The following is a 16000-nucleotide window of genomic DNA, read 5'->3' on the forward strand; positions in this document are numbered from 1 at the left end:
CCGTCCCGATCGACGGTGACATCGGCTGCGCGCCGCACTAGACGAAAGCCATGAGTGATTCCAGCCATACGCCGCTTCAGCCCAAACATCTCGGCCAATCGAGTGAACTGCCTGCCTCGCCCGAGGCGGCATTGCTCGACTATGTCCCCAATCCGCGCGCCGGAGAGCTGTATCTCGTGCGCTTTGCCGCGCCCGAATTCACCTCGCTCTGCCCCGTTACCGGGCAGCCCGACTTCGCGCATCTGGTGATCGACTATGCGCCGGGAGAGACGATCGTCGAATCGAAAAGCCTCAAGCTGTTCCTCGGCTCCTTCCGCAACCATGCAGGCTTTCACGAAGACTGCACCGTGGGTATCGGCCGCCGCCTGTTCGACGAGATGCAGCCGCAATGGCTGCGCATCGGCGGCTATTGGTATCCGCGCGGCGGCATTCCCATCGACGTGTTCTGGCAATCGGGGCCGCCGCCCCTGGGGCTGTGGCTGCCCGATCAGGGGGTCGCGCCCTATCGCGGCCGCGGCTGAGTGCATTCTTCGCCGACGCAGAAGATGGTCCTTCCCAAGACCGGACCAGAAAAGAATCGGATTTCATCTTTCCGTCACGAATTGTTGACACTAGTGTCAACGATATGAGCAGCGCCGCGCTTCCCCACGACCATGACATCACCGTCGGCCCCGAGGTCATCGACTTCATGGGCCACGTCAACAACGCCCATTATCTAAGCTGGGTGCAGGATGCAGTGCTGTCGCACTGGCGAAAGATCGCGCCGCCCGAGGCGGTGGCCCAGCATCTGTGGGTCGCGCTGAAGCATGAAATCACCTATCGCCGCCCAGCCTTTCTCGACGATGAGGTCATCGCGACGGTGATCCTGGAAAAGGTCCAGGGCGCGCGCGCTTTCTATGAAACGATCATAAAGCGCGGCGAAGAGGTGCTCGCCGAAGTCAAATCGAGCTGGTGCTGCATCGACGCCGAGACGCTGCGCCCTGCGCGCCTCGCCAGCGATGTGATCGCGCGCTTCTTTCCGGGCGAGAAGGTTTAGGGTAGCGTCCTTGCGGCAGTTTGCTGTTCCCTGGCGAAAGCCGGGGTCCGGAGCTTTAAAACTCCAACGTCAGCGTTCGACGCTCTGGGCCCCTGGCTTTCGCCGGGGAACACAATAGCGACTCGGGACGCTCGTTCCTTCGGTCAGCCCGGCAAGCTTCAGTCGCTTACACCCCCCCTACGCCGCTTCGAACCGGATCGGCAGGCGCTTCAAGCCGCCGACGAACACCGATTCGACGCGCGCCGGTTCGCCCGCGAGTTCGAGCTTTTTCAGGCGCGGCAGCAATTCTTCCATCATGATCCGCATTTCCATGCGCGCCAGATGCTGGCCGAGGCACACATGCGCGCCGAATCCGAAGGCGATCTGCTGATTCTTCGCACGGTCGGGGTCGAAGGCAAAGGGGTCGCCGAACACCGCCTCGTCGCGGTTGGCCGAGACATAGTTGAGCATCAGCCAGTCGCCTTCGCGGATCTGCTGCCCGCCGATCTCGACATCGGCCCGCGCGGTGCGCATGAAATGCTGCACCGGCGTCGTCCAGCGGATCGCCTCTTCGATCAGCCCCGCCTTGTCGCTGTCGGCGGCCCGAAAGCGTTCGAAAAGCGCCGGATTCTTTGCCAGCTCCATGATCGCGCCGGCGGTTGACGCACTCGTCGTGTCGTGCCCCGCCGTTGCGATGATCATATAATAGCCTGCAAGTTCGCGGTCAGGGATCTGACCGCCGTCGATCGTCGCATTGGCGATCACCGTCGCAATATCCTGACGCGGATTGGCGCGGCGGTCAGCGGTCAGTTCGCGGAAATAATTTTCGAAATCAGCGATGACATAGTGGAGCATGGCGATCGCCTGTTCGGCGCTGGTGATCGCCTCGCGGCTGCGGTTGAGGTCGGGGTCGGTCGATCCGAACAATTGCTGGGTCAGCATCAGCATTCGCGGCTCGTCTTCCGGCGGCACCCCCAATATGTCCATCACGACATGCAGCGGGTAATGCGCCGCGACGTCACGCGCGAAATCGCATTCGCCGCCGGTCGCGAGCAATTTGTCTACCGTCTCGCGTGCGATCTGACGGATGCGGTCTTCGACCTGCTTCAGATTCTTGGGCATGAACCAGCTCTGCGTCAGCAGCCGGTATTTCATATGGTCGGGCGCGTCCATCTGGACGAGCGAACGGATCAGATGCCCGTCATTGCCCGGCGTCGCGGCGCGGGCGAGCGCCTCGCCATCGCGATTGGTGAGCACAGTCGGGCGCACTGCATTGGCAAAGCGCTGCGGATCGCGGCCGATCGCCATGACGTCAGCGTGCCGCGTCACCAGCCAGAAGGGATCATAGTCCGGGTTCTCGGCTACCGCGAGCGGCGCATTGGCGCGCGCCCAGGAAAGCTGTTCGTGCAAGCCGTCCCATGCCCCGTAAGCGGCGGGATCGACGACGGCGGCGGCTACCTCTCCAGGCAATATAGGTTTTGTCATGCAACCAAATTGCCTGAAGCCTCGGCGCCTGTCGAGATGGAATAGCGCGCCGCGGGCGCGGGCTCGGATCAGCCGGCCGCCTGGCGGTGCGCCTCGGGAAGCGCCGCCTGCCATTCGGCGAGTGCGCGGTGGATCATCGCCTTGAGCGCCGCGGCCTGACGGCGCCAGGCGGCGTTGCAATCCGCGTCCCATGCGGTGCCCGCCGCCACCGCAAGCGCATCGACCGCCATATCGACGAAGGCGTCATATTCGGCCGCCGTCAGCGCTCCATAGTTGCGATGCGTCACCACCAGTTCGGCAATCTGCGGCCAGACCCAGCCTTCGCCCTGCGCCAGCCCGAACATCGCCTGCAACGTCTCGTTGGTCATGCGCCGCGACGCCGCATCGAGGTTCAGAAAGGCGGCGCGTCGCTGCGGGAAGGCATTGAGGAACCGATCGAACAGCGCATGGCGAATGTCGATGCCCGCGTCGGCGACGGCGAGCAGCGCCGCCTCCATCCGCGCGGCATCGCCGGCGGTCATTTGAACAGGCTGCCCAATATGCCGCGCATCAACTGGCCGCCGAACTTGCCCGCAACCTGCCGGCCGAGGCTCGTCGCGGCGGAGCGCGCCGCCGATTCCATCATCTTTTCGGCCATGCTCGGCTTCGCCGCCTCGCGCGCCGCGGCGCGTTCCTGTTGCAGGCGGACGCGCTCGTCGGCGGCCTTGCGCTTGGCCTCTTCCTTTGCCGCGATTGCCGCCGCCTTGTCGGCTTCCTCCTGCGCCTTGGCTTCAGCGGCGGCCGCCTGCGCCTGCTCGGCCTTGGCGGCGAGCAGTTCTTCGGCGCTTTCACGATTGACGAGTGTGTCATATTTGCCCGCGACCGGCGAGATCGACTGGATGATCGCGCGCTCCTTGGGGTCGAGCGGACCGGCGCGCGAGCAGGGCGGCTTGATCAGCGTGCGCTCGACCGGAGAGGGCGCGCCGTCGGGCATGAGCAGCGAGACCAGCGCTTCGCCGACCTTGAGCTCGGTGATCTCGCGCGCGACATCGACCTTCGGATTGGGCCGAAAGGTGTCGGCCGCCGCCTTCACCGCCTTCTGGTCGCGCGGGGTAAAGGCGCGCAGCGCGTGCTGGACGCGGTTACCGAGCTGCCCTGCGACTTCTTCGGGCACATCGATCGGGTTCTGCGTCACGAAATAGACGCCGACACCCTTCGATCGGATCAGGCGCACGACCTGTTCGATCTTGTCGACCAGCGCGGGCGGCGCGTCGTCGAACAGCAGATGCGCTTCGTCAAAGAAGAAGACGAGCTTCGGCTTGTCGGGATCGCCGATTTCAGGAAGCGTCTCGAACATCTCGGACAGCAGCCAAAGCAGGAAGGTCGCATAAAGCTTCGGGCTGGCCATCAGCTTGTCGGCGGCAAGGATGTTCACATAGCCGCGACCCTTATCGTCGCACTGGATCATGTCCATGATGTCGAGCGCGGGTTCGCCGAAGAAATGGTCGCCGCCCTGGCTTTGCAGCGACAAGAGCTGGCGCTGGATCGTCCCCACCGTCGCCTTGGTCACATTGCCATATTTGGTCGACAGATCGCCGGCATTTTCGGCGCACCAGGCGAGCATCGCCTGCAGATCGCCCATATCGAGCAGCAACAGATTCTGTTCGTCGGCGACGCGGAAGGCGATCGACAAAACCCCTTCCTGCACCTCGTTGAGATCCATCAGCCGCGCGAGGAGCAGCGGCCCCATCTCGGAAATTGTGGTGCGAATGGGATGGCCCTGCTCGCCGAACAGGTCCCAGAAGATCGCCGGATTGTCGTGATAGGCCCAGTCGCTGTCGCCGATTTCGGCCGCGCGCTTGGCAAAGACCTCGTGCAGTTTCGACGTCGGACTTCCCGCCATCGCGAGCCCCGAAAGGTCGCCCTTCACGTCGGCGACGAAAACCGGCACGCCGACCGCCGAGAAGCCCTCGGCCAGTCCCTGCAGCGTCACCGTCTTGCCGGTCCCGGTCGCGCCCGCGATCAGCCCGTGGCGGTTCGCGCGCTTCAGCACCAGCGACTGGCGCGGCCCGTCAGGCGCGCCGCCTCCGCCCAGGCCGATGTAGATTTCGGTCGCTTCGCTGCCGTCGCTCACTGCTGCATTCCTCCGCTCGGGGCACCCGGCCAAGAGCCTAGAACGGCGCAGGAAATCAGGCAATCGGCAAAGCGGCGGCAGCCCCTACCCCGCCGACATGCAAAGGGACCGGAAAGATAGCTTTCCGGTCCCTTGCTTGCGGCTCCGCGTGCCTTACCAGCCCGACGGCTTGCCCTTATTCTGTTCGTCGAGCCACTTCTTGAGCGGGGCGAAATATTCCATCATCGCCTTGCCCGACATGTCGCGGCTGCCGGTGAAAGCCTGGAGCGCGTCGGGCCATGGCTTCGAGGCGCCCATTTCGAGCATCGCGTTCAGATTCTGCCCCACCTGTTTGTTGCCATAGAAAGAGCAACGGTGGAGCGGGCCCTTCCACCCCGCCTGCTTGCACGCCGCCTGATAGAATTGGAACTGCAGCACGCGCGCGAGGAAATAGCGGGTGTAGGGCGTGTTGCCGGGGATATGATATTTGGCGCCCGGGTCAAACGCGTTGTCGGGGCGCGCGGTCGGCGGCGTGATGCCCTGATACTGCAGGCGAAGCTGGGTCCAGGCCTTGTTGTAATCAGCAGGCTTGATCGAGCCGTCGAACACGCCCCAGCGCCAGCGGTCGACGAGCAGGCCGAACGGGAGGAAGGCGACCTTGTCCATCGCCTGACGCAGCAGCAGGCCGATATCCTTGTCGGCGCTCGGCACCTTCGCCTTGTCGAGCAGGCCGATGTCGACCAGATATTGCGGGGTGATCGACAGCGCGATGAAGTCGCCGATCGCTTCGTGGAAGCCATCGTTGGCGCCGTTCAGATAGAGGAACGGCTGCTTGTTATAGGCGCGCTGATAATAGTTGTGGCCAAGCTCGTGGTGGATGGTGACGAAATCGTCGCTGTTCACCTTGATGCACATCTTGATGCGGATGTCGTCCTTGTTGTCGACGTCCCAGGCCGAGGCATGGCACACGACTTCGCGGTCGGCGGGCTTCAGGAACTGGCTGCGCTTCCAGAAGGTGTCGGGCAGCTTAGCGAAGCCGAGCGAGGAGTAGAAATTCTCGCCCGCCTTGACCATGTCGAGCGGCGCCTTGCCCTTTTCCTTGAGCAGATCGCCGATATCGTAACCAAGGTCGCCCGATCCCGGCGGCGCGACGAGCGGGTAGATATTGCCCCATTCCTGCGCCCACATATTGCCAAGCAGGTCGGCGCGGATCGGGCCGGTCTTCGGCTGCACGGCATCGCCATATTTCTCGTTGAGTTTCCAGCGGACATAGGTGTGAAGCGCCATGTAGAGCGGCTTCACTTCCTGCCACAGCCGTTCGGTGGTCTTGGCGAAATCCTCGGGCGACATGTCATAGCCCGACCGCCACATCGCGCCGGTGTCGGCAAAGCCGAGTTCCTTTGCGCCTTCGTTGGCGATCGCGACCATGCGCGCATAATCATCCTTCATAGGCGCGCCGACATTGTCGTGCCAGCTCGTCCACATTTCGGCGAATTCGGCGGGCGTGTGCTTAAGATTGCCCATCTCCGCCTCGATATCCGAGCCCGAGATTTCCTTGCCGTCGAGCGTGCCGCGACCCTTGCCATATTGCGACTGGAGGTCGGTCGCGATCGTGTTGAGCTCGGTCGCGGCGCCGGGCTTGGTCGGCGCGGGAAGGACAAGGCCGGTGCGCAGAATGTCGAGCTTGCGCTTCGTATCGGCGCTGAGCCCCGGCACATCCATATATTTCGCGGCTTCGAGTGCATATTTGACCGACTTTTCGGTCCCCACCGCATTGATCCGCGCCGCCATCGCGTCGGTGTCGTCGGTGATGTAGGTGGCGTTGACCCAGTTCACCTGGCTCGCCTCGACCGTATAGTCGAACAGATCCTTCTCGACGGCGGCGATGAAGGCATCGGCGTCGGCGGCGGTCGGCGTGGCGGCAGGGGCCGCGGTCGCGGCGGCATCGTCCTGCGCATATGCCGGTGCGGCGAGCGCGAGCGACAGGGCAAGCGACATAGTCGAAATCATGGCTTTCATGGGGTGCAATCCTCTGGACTTTGGGGGTGCGCTCTGCGGCGCCGTAAAACCAGCTTGGCGCGTCGGCGCCGGGGGGTCAAGCGGTCAGAAAGGCCGCGATCGCTTCGCCCAGCTCGGGCTCGGTGACGCTCGACATGTGGGTGCCGGGGATCGTCGCGAGTTCGGCATCGGCCAGCGCCGCGACCAGTTCGGGCGCCGAGCCATTGTCCTCATCCTGTTCGCCGCACACAACCAGCGTCGGCATGGTGATCGCCGCCAGCGCTTCGGGCGGCGTGTCGGCGAAGCTGTCGAGCAAAAGCCCCGCCGCGACACGGTCGATCTTCATGGTCTTCATGAACTGGATCGACAGCCATGTGTCGTCGCCGCGCTTCGCGCTGTCATATTCGGCGATCACGCGTTTGAAGAAACGCCCGCGCCGCTGCCACCCCGCGAGCCCAGCGAGCCCCATGCCGCCGAGGATGAGGCGCGCCGGGCGCATCCCCGCAACAACGGCGCGCACGCTCGTTCGCGCACCGAGCGAGAAGCCGCCAAGGTCGAAATCGGCAAGATCGAGATGCGCGACCAGATCCTGCAGGTCATCCACCAATATGTCGGAAGGATAATGCTCCGCTCCATGCGGCGCCGCGCTCGATCCGTGGACGCGCAGGTCGGGCATGATGACATGATATCCCTCACGCGCGATTCGCGCCGCGGTGCCGAATTTGATCCAGTTGACCTCGGCGCTCGAAAACAGGCCATGCAGCAACAGGATCGGCCGGCCTTCGCCCATTGCGCGCCAGGCCAGGCGCACCCCGTCGCGCGCGTAGAAAAATTTCGGTTCGATGCTCATGCCCGTCCTTATGCGGGGAAGACGCGCAAGGGCAAGCGGCCGCGGCCTTCATACGGCGTTCGCATGGACTTGCCGACACCAGCCGCGCCGCGCTCATGGCGGTTTTGAGGTGGAGAGCGGACGTTATCTCCCGCTGAGGCGCGCCTCTTCAATCTCGCCAGCCATCAACTGCGCTATCTCAAGCTGGAATGCGGCCAAATCAGAATAATTTGTTTGGAATGAGGTTTTTACGCAATCGGTCGGATCATCCTGATCCGCTATTTCGACGCGGACCTTCAGGTCTCCACGTGCGTTGGCTGGCGTGATTTGAACGCCTAAAACCTTTTCGTATTGGTCGTCCTGACTGTAGCCCCATTGTTCGGACAAGGGAGCGTTGGGCTCAATCGGATAGGCCGAAAGCTTTTCGCCAAACTCCTTTACATCTTGCCACTGGACCCAAAATCCGCCGACGCCAGAACGGCTTTCTGTAACCACCCGCATCTCCAACCAACCGAAGTCATCACGAACGTTGGTGGGTGTGCCGTCGTATCGGTATCGGAATGCCAAAAAACTCATGAGACGATTGTGGCTCGGAAAAGGAACGCCCGCAATCGGTCGTTTCCAGACCGAAGCCGGCCGCCTGCAGCCGCGCGCTCCGTCTATCGCGGGCGCAACCCCTTTTGCTCCATGCGCCACTTCGCCATTTCGATGCGGTCCTGTCCGAAGAAGGGCTCGCCCTCGAATACCAGTGTCGGCACGCCCCAATGGCCGGCGATTTCGAGCGCGACCTGGTTAGCGGCGATTTCCTGATCGAGCGTTTCGGCGTCGCCTTCCGCCTCGGCATCGAGTTCGGCGAGATCGAGCCCGGCGCGCTTCGCCGCGCCCGCCAGATGATCGCCGAGGTGCCAGTCCTGCGCGCCGCCCCAGATGAGCTGCGCCACCTCGTCGCAAAAGGCCAGGCTCTTGCCGCGCCGCGAGGCCGCCTGCCCCAGCCGGGTGAGGCGATAGATATAGGGCTGATCGGCAGCGATCTCGCGCGTCATTACATTCTGGACGATCGGGTCGGGCCGCGGCGGCCCGAAGGGAATGCCGTGGAACTGCGCGACACGGATCATGTCGCGCATCGTGTAACTGAGCCAATTGGGGTGGTTGCGCTCGAAAAAGTCGGGCTGGCGCACGGCCAGCGGATAGACGGGGCGCAGGTTGATCGTCACATCGTGGCTCGCCATCAGCGCGCGGTAGCGGCCGATCGCCAGATAGCTGTAGGGCGAGCGGAAGGACCAGAAGAGATCGGCAGACAGACTCATGCGCGGCATCCTGCAAAAAAAGCGGCGCCGCGCAAGCGAAACGGCATTTTTTTGCTCCAAATCAGATGCTTCGCACCTGCAGCATAATCGTCGTTGAATATTATAGCAGTTGCTATTATATCGCATGCCATGAGTGAGACGATCGGTTTCCTGCTCAACGACACCGCGCGGCTGTTTCGCCGCGCCTTCAACGCGCGCACGAAACACAGCGGAATCACCGCGCTCCAGTGGCGGCTGATCAGCTATCTGAAGCGGCACGAGGGGATCCGGCAGGGGCCGCTCGCCGAACTGATCGAGGTCGAACCGATCACCCTGTCGCGCATGGTCGACCGGCTGGTAGAGGCGGAGCTGGTCGAACGCCGCGCCGATCCGACCGACCGCCGCGCCTGGCGGCTGTATCTGACGCCGCGCACCGGCGCGATCGTCGGCGGCATGCGCGACATCGCCGACGCGCTGACCGAAGAGGCGACCGAAGGGCTGAGCGCAGCCGAACGCGCGCAGCTCATCGAGCTGGTCGAGCGCGTCCGCGCCAATCTTTCGCGCCGCGAATGCGGCAAGGATACGACAAAAGAGACAATGTGATGGATCAGCTCTCCCCCTCCCGTCCCGCCGCCCCTCCCGCCGCGCCCACCGCTCCCAGGGGCGAAGAGGTTTCGGTGCCGAAGGCAAAACCCAAGGCCGACCCCGTGCCCCCCGCGCCCGAGGCCGAAACCGACGAGGCCCGTAAGCCGAGCTGGCGCACCCGTCTGTTGATGTTCGGCGTGCCGCTGGCGCTGCTCGTCGGCGGCGGCTGGTACTGGCTGACGAGCGGCGGCGCGGTGTCGACAGACAATGCCTATGTCCAGATGGACAAGGTATCGATCGCCGCCGAGGTTGGCGGCCGGATCACTGAAGTTGCGGTGCGCGACGGCCAGATGGTCGACAAGGGACAGCTGCTTTTTCGCATCGACGGCGAACCCTATGCGCTGACGGTGGCGCAGGCGAATGCCGCGATCGACGCGGCTAAGGTCAATGTCGGCAATCTGTCGGCCAGCCTCGCCGCGACCGGCGTCGACATCAAGGCGGCGCAGGAAGCGGTGGGCTTTGCCGAATCCAATTTCGCGCGGCAGGCGGCGCTGATGGAAAAGGGCTTCACCACCAAGGCGGCCTATGACGCATCGAAGCATGCGGTCGAACAGGCGCGCGCAGGCCTCGCGCAGGCCCGCGCCGACGCTGCGGAGGCCCGCGCCAAGCTCGCCACCGGCGGCAGCGGCGTGAATCCCGAGGTCGAATCGGCAAAGGTCCAGCGCGCGCAGGCGCAGGTCAATCTCGGCCGTACCGAAGTGCGCGCGCCGAGCGCCGGGCGCATTGCCCAGTCGGACCGATTGCAACTCGGTCAGATGATGGTCGCGGGGCTCCCCGCGGTGACGCTCGTCGATACGCTGCACCCCTATGTCGAGGCCAATTTCAAGGAAACCGACCTTGCCGACATGCGTGTCGGCCAGCGCGCCGAAATCCGCTTCGACGCCTATCCGGGGCTCAAGGTGCGCGGCCATGTCGAAAACATCGGCGCCGGAACCGGCAGCGAATTTTCGGTACTCCCCGCCCAGAATGCGACCGGCAACTGGGTGAAGGTGACGCAGCGCGTGCCGGTGCGCATCGCGCTCGACGAAAAGCCGTCGCGCGACATGATCGCCGGCCTGTCCGCCGACGTCAAAGTGATCACCGCGAAATAGGGGCGGGCCGATGGCGAGCCGCGCCCTTCCCCGCCGGTCGCCCAGCGCGGGACAACCGGTCGATGCGTCGATCCCGCTCCATCAGCAGGTGCGCTATCGCGGCCTGCTGACGGTGGCCGTGATGGGCGCGTCGGTGATGCAGATTCTCGACACGACCATCGCCAATGTCGCGATACCGCATATGCAAAGCGCGCTCGGCGCGACGAGCGAGACGGTCAACTGGGTTCTCACCAGCTATATCATCGCCTCGGCAGTGGCGATGCCGATCACCGGCTGGCTCGCCGACCGGATCGGACGGCGGCAATTGTTCCTCGCGGCGATCGTCGGCTTCGTCCTGACCTCGATGGCGTGCGGCGCCGCGCAGAATCTCGAGGAGATGGTGGCGTTCCGCTTCCTGCAGGGGATCGCCGCCGCCTTCATCAGCCCGCTTTCGCAATCGGTAATGCTCGATATCAACCCGCCCGAACGGCACGCGCGGGCGATGTCGATCTGGGGGATGGGGATCATGATCGGCCCGATTCTGGGGCCCATCCTGGGCGGCTGGCTCACCGAATCGGCGAACTGGCGCTGGGTGTTCTACGTCAACCTGCCCGTCGGATTGATAACGCTGGTGCTGATGTGGGCGCTGCTGCCGCGGACGCACACCCGCGAGCGCAAGTTCGATCTGTTCGGCTTCTCGATGCTCGCGCTCGGCCTCGCTGCGCTGCAGCTGATGCTCGACCGCGGTGCGCAGCAGGACTGGTTCGAGAGTGCCGAAATCTGGATCGAACTCGGCGTTTCGGTTGCCTGCCTGTGGATGTTCCTCATCCACCTGCTCACCGCGCCGGTGACCTTGTTCAACCGCAAGATGCTCGCCGATCGCAACCTCGTCATGGGCATGGGTTTCATGATCGTGATCGGGGTGGTCATGTTCTCGTCGATGGCGCTGCTGCCGCCGATGCTGCAACGCCTGTTGGGCTGGCCGGTGATCGATACAGGGCTGGTGCTCGCGGTGCGCGGGATCGGCATCCTGATGAGCATGTGGGTCGCCGGGCGCCTGCTCGGCAAGATCGATGCGCGCTGGATGGTCGGTTCGGGACTGCTGATCGCCGCCTATTCGCTGTATCAGATGAGCCAATGGTCGCTGATGATGGGCGCCGGTCCCGTGGTCGTCAGCGGGCTGGTGCAGGGATTAGGGATGGGGCTGATCTTCATCCCGCTCAACACCATGGCCTTTGCCACGATCCCGATGCAGTTCCGGACCGACGGATCGAGCCTCCTCAATCTGTTCCGCAGCATGGGGGCGTCGGTGGGCATTTCGGTGGTCACGACGCTGCTCGGATCGAATACGCAGACCAGCCATCAGGATCTGGTCGCGCATGTCACCAATAGCTCGGTCAGCCTCGTCGATCCCTCGACGGCCGACCGCTTCGGCATCATCGGCGATGTCGCGATGCAGATGGTCAATGGCGAAATCAACCGGCAGGCCGCGATGGTCGCCTATATCGACGATTTCTGGCTGATGATGTGGGTCACGCTCGCGGCGGTGCCGCTCGTCGTCCTGCTGCGCCCGCCCAGACCCGGCGCGGCCAAGGCTTCGGCCGCCGACATGGGGCACTGAGGGGGCCCTGACGGGGCCAGGGCCGCGCCGCGTCAGCAGGCCCAGCGCAAGCCGCGGCGAAGCTCGGCTGCCCCATCCCGCTCATATGGCAGGCCGTGCGCCATCACGACACGCTCGCAATCCCAGCCCAATATCGCAGCGACCGCCCGGCGAACACGGGCACGGCGCGGCCAGAAGGTCAACCGCAGGTCGATCGGCGCCTTGCCGTCGGGATGCGCCGCGCCCGAGAGGCGGACGAGCCCGCGATAAAGGGGACTGCGTATTCGCTGCGGCTCGAAATTCTCGATCAGGTCGGTCAGCACGACGGTGCGCGAGGGCCGGTGGAAAAACACCGCTTCATTGACCAGCGTGCCGGGAACGAAGACCGTCTCCAGCTCATCGGGCAGCACCGCCTCGCCGTCGAGCGTCGCGTCGATGCGGAAAGGCCGCTTCGCGCGCATGGCGAGATCGGGCACCGCGAGCGTTCGCGCGCCGGGATAGATCGCCTGCCAGTCAGCGATATGCCAATAATGAAGGCTGTTCGGCGCGATCAGCCAGGCGACCGGGCCGAGGCGGTCGATGGCAGAAAGCAGGTCCTTGTCAGGAGCCACCGGCGAGTGAACCCACAGCGTGCCGTCGGCAAGCCGCGCGACGGTCATCCGGGTTGGAAAGGGGATCGAGGTCGGTCCGTAATCCATCCGGATTTCGGGGCCGTCGACGATCCATAGTCCGGGGCCGAAGGCTTTGGGCGTGTTGAGCGGCGCATAGGGCAGAAAGGCCGACATGGCGGCAGACTAGCGCCACCGTCGCCGCCGATCAAATTGATGAAAATCCGGCGTCGTTAACGGAAGAAGCAATTGGCGCCAGCGAACAGCGCCTCGATCTTCGCATCCTTGCCCGGCTCGGCGAACATGCCGCCGATCGCTGCATCGCCGGTTCCCAGGCTGAACTCCTCGCCCAGCGTGCTGTCCTTGTGATCGACGACGGTGGCCGATGCGGACGCCTTGGCGCGCGTCGTGCCGATACCGATGCCGCTGACCGTCGAATAGAATTCGGCGCCCGCCTCGTCGCCCAGAAACCAGCCGACGAACTTGTCGTCCTGAAAATTGAGCGTCATCGCATCGAAGCGCGAAAATTGCATCGGCCCCGCGCCGCACTCGTCATTGTCGCTGCGGTCGTCGACCACCCCCGCAACGCGCGCCAACGCCTCTTCGGCCTGTCTGCGCGGGGTGCCGAACGCGAGCAGGCTGGCCTTGCCGCTGGTCTTGTCGATGAAGCGCAGCCCCGCACCGTCGAGCGCGACCGCCAGCGACGCCGCGGCCGGACCGTCGAGCTTGGCCTCGGGCACGTCGGGCACGACTGGCGGGCGGTCGTCGGCGGCCGACTTGTCGGCGGCGGGCTTGCACGCCGCAAGCAGTGCGAGGAGGACGAGGGCGGGCAGCTTGCGCATGGAGGAACTCCGAAGGGGACACGCCGCTATACGCCAGAGCGCGGGGCGATTACCAGCGAAGCGACATGCAGCTGAGCCCGGCGTCGATCCGCGCGATCTGATCGGTGGGCAGCACGCGGAACGGGACGCCGCGCGCCGCCAGCAGCGCTTGCGTTGCAAGCCAGTGCGCGCCGATCAGCACCGTGTCGCGGACGCGCAGGATATTCGCCGCGCCTTCTTCGCCCATCGGCGTCAGCACCACCTCCAGCCCCGCAAATTCGGGGCAGTCGCGCATGGCGGGGACGGCGAGCACGGCGCGGTCGTCGATGAGGCCGCAGCCGGTCTTGAAATGCAGCACGCCGGGCGGGGTCTGCGCGATCTGCGCGCGGTAGCCAAGATCGCCGAGCAGCGCAGTCAGCGTTTCGGCCCCCGCCCGGTCGGTGCGGTCGGACAGGCCGATGATCACGCGGTCGGCAAGGCGCAGAACGTCACCGCCGTCGACATGTCCCGGCCCGGCCAGTTCAAGGACGCGGCCGTGCCGTTCTGCGAGCGCGGCGCGTATGTGCGCGACCTCGCCCGCGCGGCTCGGCGCACCGGGGCGGAGCAGGATCGCGCCTTCGGCAAAGGTCAGCGCGACGTCCTCGACGAACAGCGCATCGGGAAAGGCATCGAGCGGCGGCAGAACATCGACCGTCAGGCCCAACTCGCGCAGCGCCGCGACATAGGCGGCATGCTCGGCCATGATTCCCGCCAGCTCGGGATCGGGTCCGCCGCCCGCACGGATGCCGTTGACGGCCGACGGCGCCGGGGTCCGGCAAAGCGCGTGGGTGAAAGCGAAGGGCGCGGTCATGTTATGGGCATAGTCCGAATGCCCCGATCTCGCCAAGGCAATCCTCCCTGCCGCGCAGCGGTGGGGAGGGGGACCGTCCGCAAGGCGGATAGTGGAAGGGCCGCGAGCGCGCCGGCGTCAACGCCCCCCCCCCGTCAGCCCTTCGGGCTGCCACCTCCCCATCGCTGCGCGACAGGGAGGATAACAAGATCAACCCTTCTTCAGATGCCGGCGGCCGAGCAGTTCGGCGATCTGCACCGCATTCAGCGCCGCGCCCTTGCGCAGGTTGTCGCTGACGCACCAGAGGTTCAGGCCATTGTCGACGGTGCTGTCGTCGCGCACCCGGCTGACAAAGGTCGCATAGTCGCCGACGCATTCGACGGGGGTGATATATCCGCCGTCCTCACGCTTATCGACGAGCATGACGCCCGGCGCCTCGCGCAGGATGCGCTGCGCTTCCTCGGCGGGCAGTTCCTGCTCCATCTCGATATTGATGGCTTCCGAGTGGCCGACGAAGACCGGAACGCGGACGCAGGTCGCGGTGACCTTGATCTTCGAATCGAGGATCTTCTTCGTCTCGGCGACCATCTTCCATTCTTCCTTCGTCGATCCGTCGTCGAGGAATTTGTCGATGTGCGGAATGACGTTGAAGGCGATCTGTTTGGTGAACTTCTTGATGTCCTTTTCGTCGCCGACGAAGATCTGGCGCGTCTGGTTCCATAGCTCGTCCATCCCCGCCTTGCCGGCGCCCGACACCGATTGATAGGTCGAAACCACGACGCGCTTGATTTTCGCCGCATCGTGCAGCGGCTTCAGCGCGACGACCATCTGCGCGGTCGAGCAGTTCGGGTTCGCGATGATGTTGCGCTTGGTATAGCCATCGATCGCGTCGGGGTTCACCTCGGGCACGATCAGCGGCACGTCGGGGTCCATGCGATAGAGCGACGAGTTGTCGATCACGACGCAGCCCGCGGCTGCGGCCTTGGGCGCGTGAATCGCGGTCGCGTCGCTGCCGATGGCGAAGATCGCCATGTCCCAGCCCGACCAGTCGAAATTCTCGATATTCTGACATTTCACGGTTTTGCCGGTATCGCCGATCTCGACTTCGTCGCCCTGGCTGCGCGACGACGCGACCGCCGCCAGTTCGGCGATCGGAAATTCGCGTTCGGCGAGGATGGCGAGGACTTCGCGTCCGACATTGCCCGTCGCACCAGCGACGACGATCCGGTAACCCATGAAATATGTCCTTTGTCTTGGCGTGAAATGAAAAACGACCGGTTCTGCGCCTTGGCGGAACCGGTCGTTCTGGAAAGCTGTTTCGGCTTTGTGGGGAGAAACTCTCCTCAGCCTTCGCCGGCTTCCGACCGGTAATCGCGGCGCTCCGCAATACGAGCCGATTTACCGGTGCGGCCCCGCAGATAGTAGAGCTTCGCACGGCGCACGGCGCCCTTGCGGACGACGGTAATCGAATCGATGTTCGGCGAATAAAGCGGGAAGACGCGCTCGACGCCTTCGCCGAACGACATTTTGCGCACGGTGAAGTTCGAGCCCATGCCCTTATTCGCGCGCGCGATGCACACGCCTTCGAAATTCTGGACGCGGGTGCGTTCGCCTTCGACCACCTTCACGCCGACGCGCAGCGTGTCGCCGGGGCGGAACGTCGGAATCTCTTTGCCGGCCTTGGCAATTTCTTCAGCTTCGATCGTCTGGATGAGGTTCATG

General features: G+C 64.6%; 17 protein-coding genes. 5 read left to right on the top strand and 12 right to left on the bottom strand.

What is annotated here, in order from left to right; all coding sequences use genetic code 11:
- Positions 1-50 precede the first annotated feature (50 nt).
- Together queF and ACT17R_RS07755 are read left to right on the top strand one after the other, a co-directional pair.
- Entirely contained in the window at positions 51-521 is a 471-nt protein-coding gene (queF, locus tag ACT17R_RS07750; RefSeq protein WP_062901456.1) for a preQ(1) synthase, read from the top strand.
- 104 nt (positions 522-625) lie between these two features.
- On the top strand, positions 626-1036 hold the full coding sequence (locus tag ACT17R_RS07755) for an acyl-CoA thioesterase (RefSeq protein ID WP_186401502.1): 411 nt from the start codon (positions 626-628) through the stop codon (positions 1034-1036).
- A gap of 177 nt (positions 1037-1213) precedes the next feature.
- Here ACT17R_RS07755 and ACT17R_RS07760 read toward each other — a convergent pair whose 3' ends face one another.
- The 7 genes from ACT17R_RS07760 to ACT17R_RS07790 all read right to left on the bottom strand — a co-directional run bounded on the left by ACT17R_RS07760 (position 1214) and on the right by ACT17R_RS07790 (position 8726).
- Positions 1214-2500, bottom strand: a complete 1287-nt coding sequence (locus ACT17R_RS07760; RefSeq protein WP_062901455.1) for a cytochrome P450 — start codon at positions 2498-2500, stop codon at positions 1214-1216.
- 68 nt (positions 2501-2568) lie between these two features.
- Positions 2569-3021, bottom strand: a complete 453-nt coding sequence (locus tag ACT17R_RS07765) for a hypothetical protein (protein WP_186401501.1) — start codon at positions 3019-3021, stop codon at positions 2569-2571.
- The gene (locus tag ACT17R_RS07770; RefSeq protein WP_412072795.1) at positions 3018-4613 is read right to left on the bottom strand and encodes a helicase HerA-like domain-containing protein; all 1596 of its coding nucleotides are present in this window, start codon (positions 4611-4613) and stop codon (positions 3018-3020) included. The genes ACT17R_RS07765 and ACT17R_RS07770 overlap by 4 nt, the downstream gene beginning before the upstream one ends.
- A gap of 153 nt (positions 4614-4766) precedes the next feature.
- Entirely contained in the window at positions 4767-6611 is a 1845-nt protein-coding gene (locus ACT17R_RS07775) for a M2 family metallopeptidase (protein ID WP_186401500.1), read from the bottom strand.
- Positions 6612-6687: 76 nt separating this feature from the next.
- The gene (locus tag ACT17R_RS07780) at positions 6688-7440 is read right to left on the bottom strand and encodes an alpha/beta fold hydrolase (RefSeq protein ID WP_186401499.1); all 753 of its coding nucleotides are present in this window, start codon (positions 7438-7440) and stop codon (positions 6688-6690) included.
- Between the two features lie 123 nt (positions 7441-7563).
- On the bottom strand, positions 7564-7995 hold the full coding sequence (locus tag ACT17R_RS07785) for a hypothetical protein (RefSeq protein ID WP_186401498.1): 432 nt from the start codon (positions 7993-7995) through the stop codon (positions 7564-7566).
- Between the two features lie 83 nt (positions 7996-8078).
- Entirely contained in the window at positions 8079-8726 is a 648-nt protein-coding gene (locus tag ACT17R_RS07790) for a 2-hydroxychromene-2-carboxylate isomerase (protein WP_186401497.1), read from the bottom strand.
- 129 nt (positions 8727-8855) lie between these two features.
- On the opposite strand from ACT17R_RS07790, the gene ACT17R_RS07795 reads away from it, so the two are divergent.
- The 3 genes from ACT17R_RS07795 to ACT17R_RS07805 are packed head-to-tail and all read left to right on the top strand — an operon-like array spanning position 8856 to position 12041.
- Positions 8856-9308 (top strand): MarR family winged helix-turn-helix transcriptional regulator, encoded by a 453-nt coding sequence (locus tag ACT17R_RS07795; protein ID WP_217372889.1) that lies wholly within the window; start codon positions 8856-8858, stop codon positions 9306-9308.
- On the top strand, positions 9308-10441 hold the full coding sequence (locus ACT17R_RS07800) for an HlyD family secretion protein (RefSeq protein ID WP_186401495.1): 1134 nt from the start codon (positions 9308-9310) through the stop codon (positions 10439-10441). The genes ACT17R_RS07795 and ACT17R_RS07800 overlap by 1 nt, the downstream gene beginning before the upstream one ends.
- Before the next feature lie 10 nt (positions 10442-10451).
- Entirely contained in the window at positions 10452-12041 is a 1590-nt protein-coding gene (locus ACT17R_RS07805) for an MDR family MFS transporter (RefSeq protein WP_186401494.1), read from the top strand.
- A 32-nt stretch (positions 12042-12073) separates the two neighbouring features.
- On the opposite strand, the gene ACT17R_RS07810 is transcribed toward ACT17R_RS07805, so the two are convergent.
- The 5 genes from ACT17R_RS07810 to rplS all read right to left on the bottom strand — a co-directional run bounded on the left by ACT17R_RS07810 (position 12074) and on the right by rplS (position 15999).
- Positions 12074-12805: a DUF4336 domain-containing protein gene (locus ACT17R_RS07810; RefSeq protein WP_186401493.1), complete on the bottom strand. Its 732-nt coding sequence runs from the start codon at positions 12803-12805 to the stop codon at positions 12074-12076.
- A 56-nt stretch (positions 12806-12861) separates the two neighbouring features.
- Positions 12862-13470: a hypothetical protein gene (locus tag ACT17R_RS07815; RefSeq protein WP_186401492.1), complete on the bottom strand. Its 609-nt coding sequence runs from the start codon at positions 13468-13470 to the stop codon at positions 12862-12864.
- Positions 13471-13519: 49 nt separating this feature from the next.
- Complete coding sequence (locus tag ACT17R_RS07820; protein WP_234180480.1) at positions 13520-14299, bottom strand: dimethylarginine dimethylaminohydrolase family protein; 780 nt, start codon at positions 14297-14299, stop codon at positions 13520-13522.
- Between the two features lie 189 nt (positions 14300-14488).
- On the bottom strand, positions 14489-15514 hold the full coding sequence (locus tag ACT17R_RS07825; RefSeq protein WP_217372890.1) for an aspartate-semialdehyde dehydrogenase: 1026 nt from the start codon (positions 15512-15514) through the stop codon (positions 14489-14491).
- Positions 15515-15621: 107 nt separating this feature from the next.
- Positions 15622-15999 (bottom strand): 50S ribosomal protein L19, encoded by a 378-nt coding sequence (gene rplS / locus ACT17R_RS07830; RefSeq protein WP_186401489.1) that lies wholly within the window; start codon positions 15997-15999, stop codon positions 15622-15624.
- Between the last annotated feature and the right edge of the window lies 1 nt (position 16000).

The organism is Sphingopyxis sp. Q841 (genome assembly GCF_052384365.1).
GTDB classification, from domain to species: Bacteria; Pseudomonadota; Alphaproteobacteria; order Sphingomonadales; family Sphingomonadaceae; genus Sphingopyxis; species Sphingopyxis terrae_A.

Coding starts and splice junctions, on each gene's coding strand:
- queF (WP_062901456.1), top strand. CDS start 51: ATGAGTGATTCCAGCCATACGCCGCTTCAGCCCAAACATCTCGGCCAA.
- ACT17R_RS07755 (WP_186401502.1), top strand. CDS start 626: ATGAGCAGCGCCGCGCTTCCCCACGACCATGACATCACCGTCGGCCCC.
- ACT17R_RS07760 (WP_062901455.1), bottom strand. CDS start 2,500: ATGACAAAACCTATATTGCCTGGAGAGGTAGCCGCCGCCGTCGTCGAT.
- ACT17R_RS07765 (WP_186401501.1), bottom strand. CDS start 3,021: ATGACCGCCGGCGATGCCGCGCGGATGGAGGCGGCGCTGCTCGCCGTC.
- ACT17R_RS07775 (WP_186401500.1), bottom strand. CDS start 6,611: ATGAAAGCCATGATTTCGACTATGTCGCTTGCCCTGTCGCTCGCGCTC.
- ACT17R_RS07780 (WP_186401499.1), bottom strand. CDS start 7,440: ATGAGCATCGAACCGAAATTTTTCTACGCGCGCGACGGGGTGCGCCTG.
- ACT17R_RS07785 (WP_186401498.1), bottom strand. CDS start 7,995: ATGAGTTTTTTGGCATTCCGATACCGATACGACGGCACACCCACCAAC.
- ACT17R_RS07790 (WP_186401497.1), bottom strand. CDS start 8,726: ATGAGTCTGTCTGCCGATCTCTTCTGGTCCTTCCGCTCGCCCTACAGC.
- ACT17R_RS07795 (WP_217372889.1), top strand. CDS start 8,856: ATGAGTGAGACGATCGGTTTCCTGCTCAACGACACCGCGCGGCTGTTT.
- ACT17R_RS07800 (WP_186401495.1), top strand. CDS start 9,308: ATGGATCAGCTCTCCCCCTCCCGTCCCGCCGCCCCTCCCGCCGCGCCC.
- ACT17R_RS07805 (WP_186401494.1), top strand. CDS start 10,452: ATGGCGAGCCGCGCCCTTCCCCGCCGGTCGCCCAGCGCGGGACAACCG.
- ACT17R_RS07810 (WP_186401493.1), bottom strand. CDS start 12,805: ATGTCGGCCTTTCTGCCCTATGCGCCGCTCAACACGCCCAAAGCCTTC.
- ACT17R_RS07815 (WP_186401492.1), bottom strand. CDS start 13,470: ATGCGCAAGCTGCCCGCCCTCGTCCTCCTCGCACTGCTTGCGGCGTGC.
- ACT17R_RS07820 (WP_234180480.1), bottom strand. CDS start 14,299: ATGACCGCGCCCTTCGCTTTCACCCACGCGCTTTGCCGGACCCCGGCG.
- ACT17R_RS07825 (WP_217372890.1), bottom strand. CDS start 15,514: ATGGGTTACCGGATCGTCGTCGCTGGTGCGACGGGCAATGTCGGACGC.
- rplS (WP_186401489.1), bottom strand. CDS start 15,999: ATGAACCTCATCCAGACGATCGAAGCTGAAGAAATTGCCAAGGCCGGC.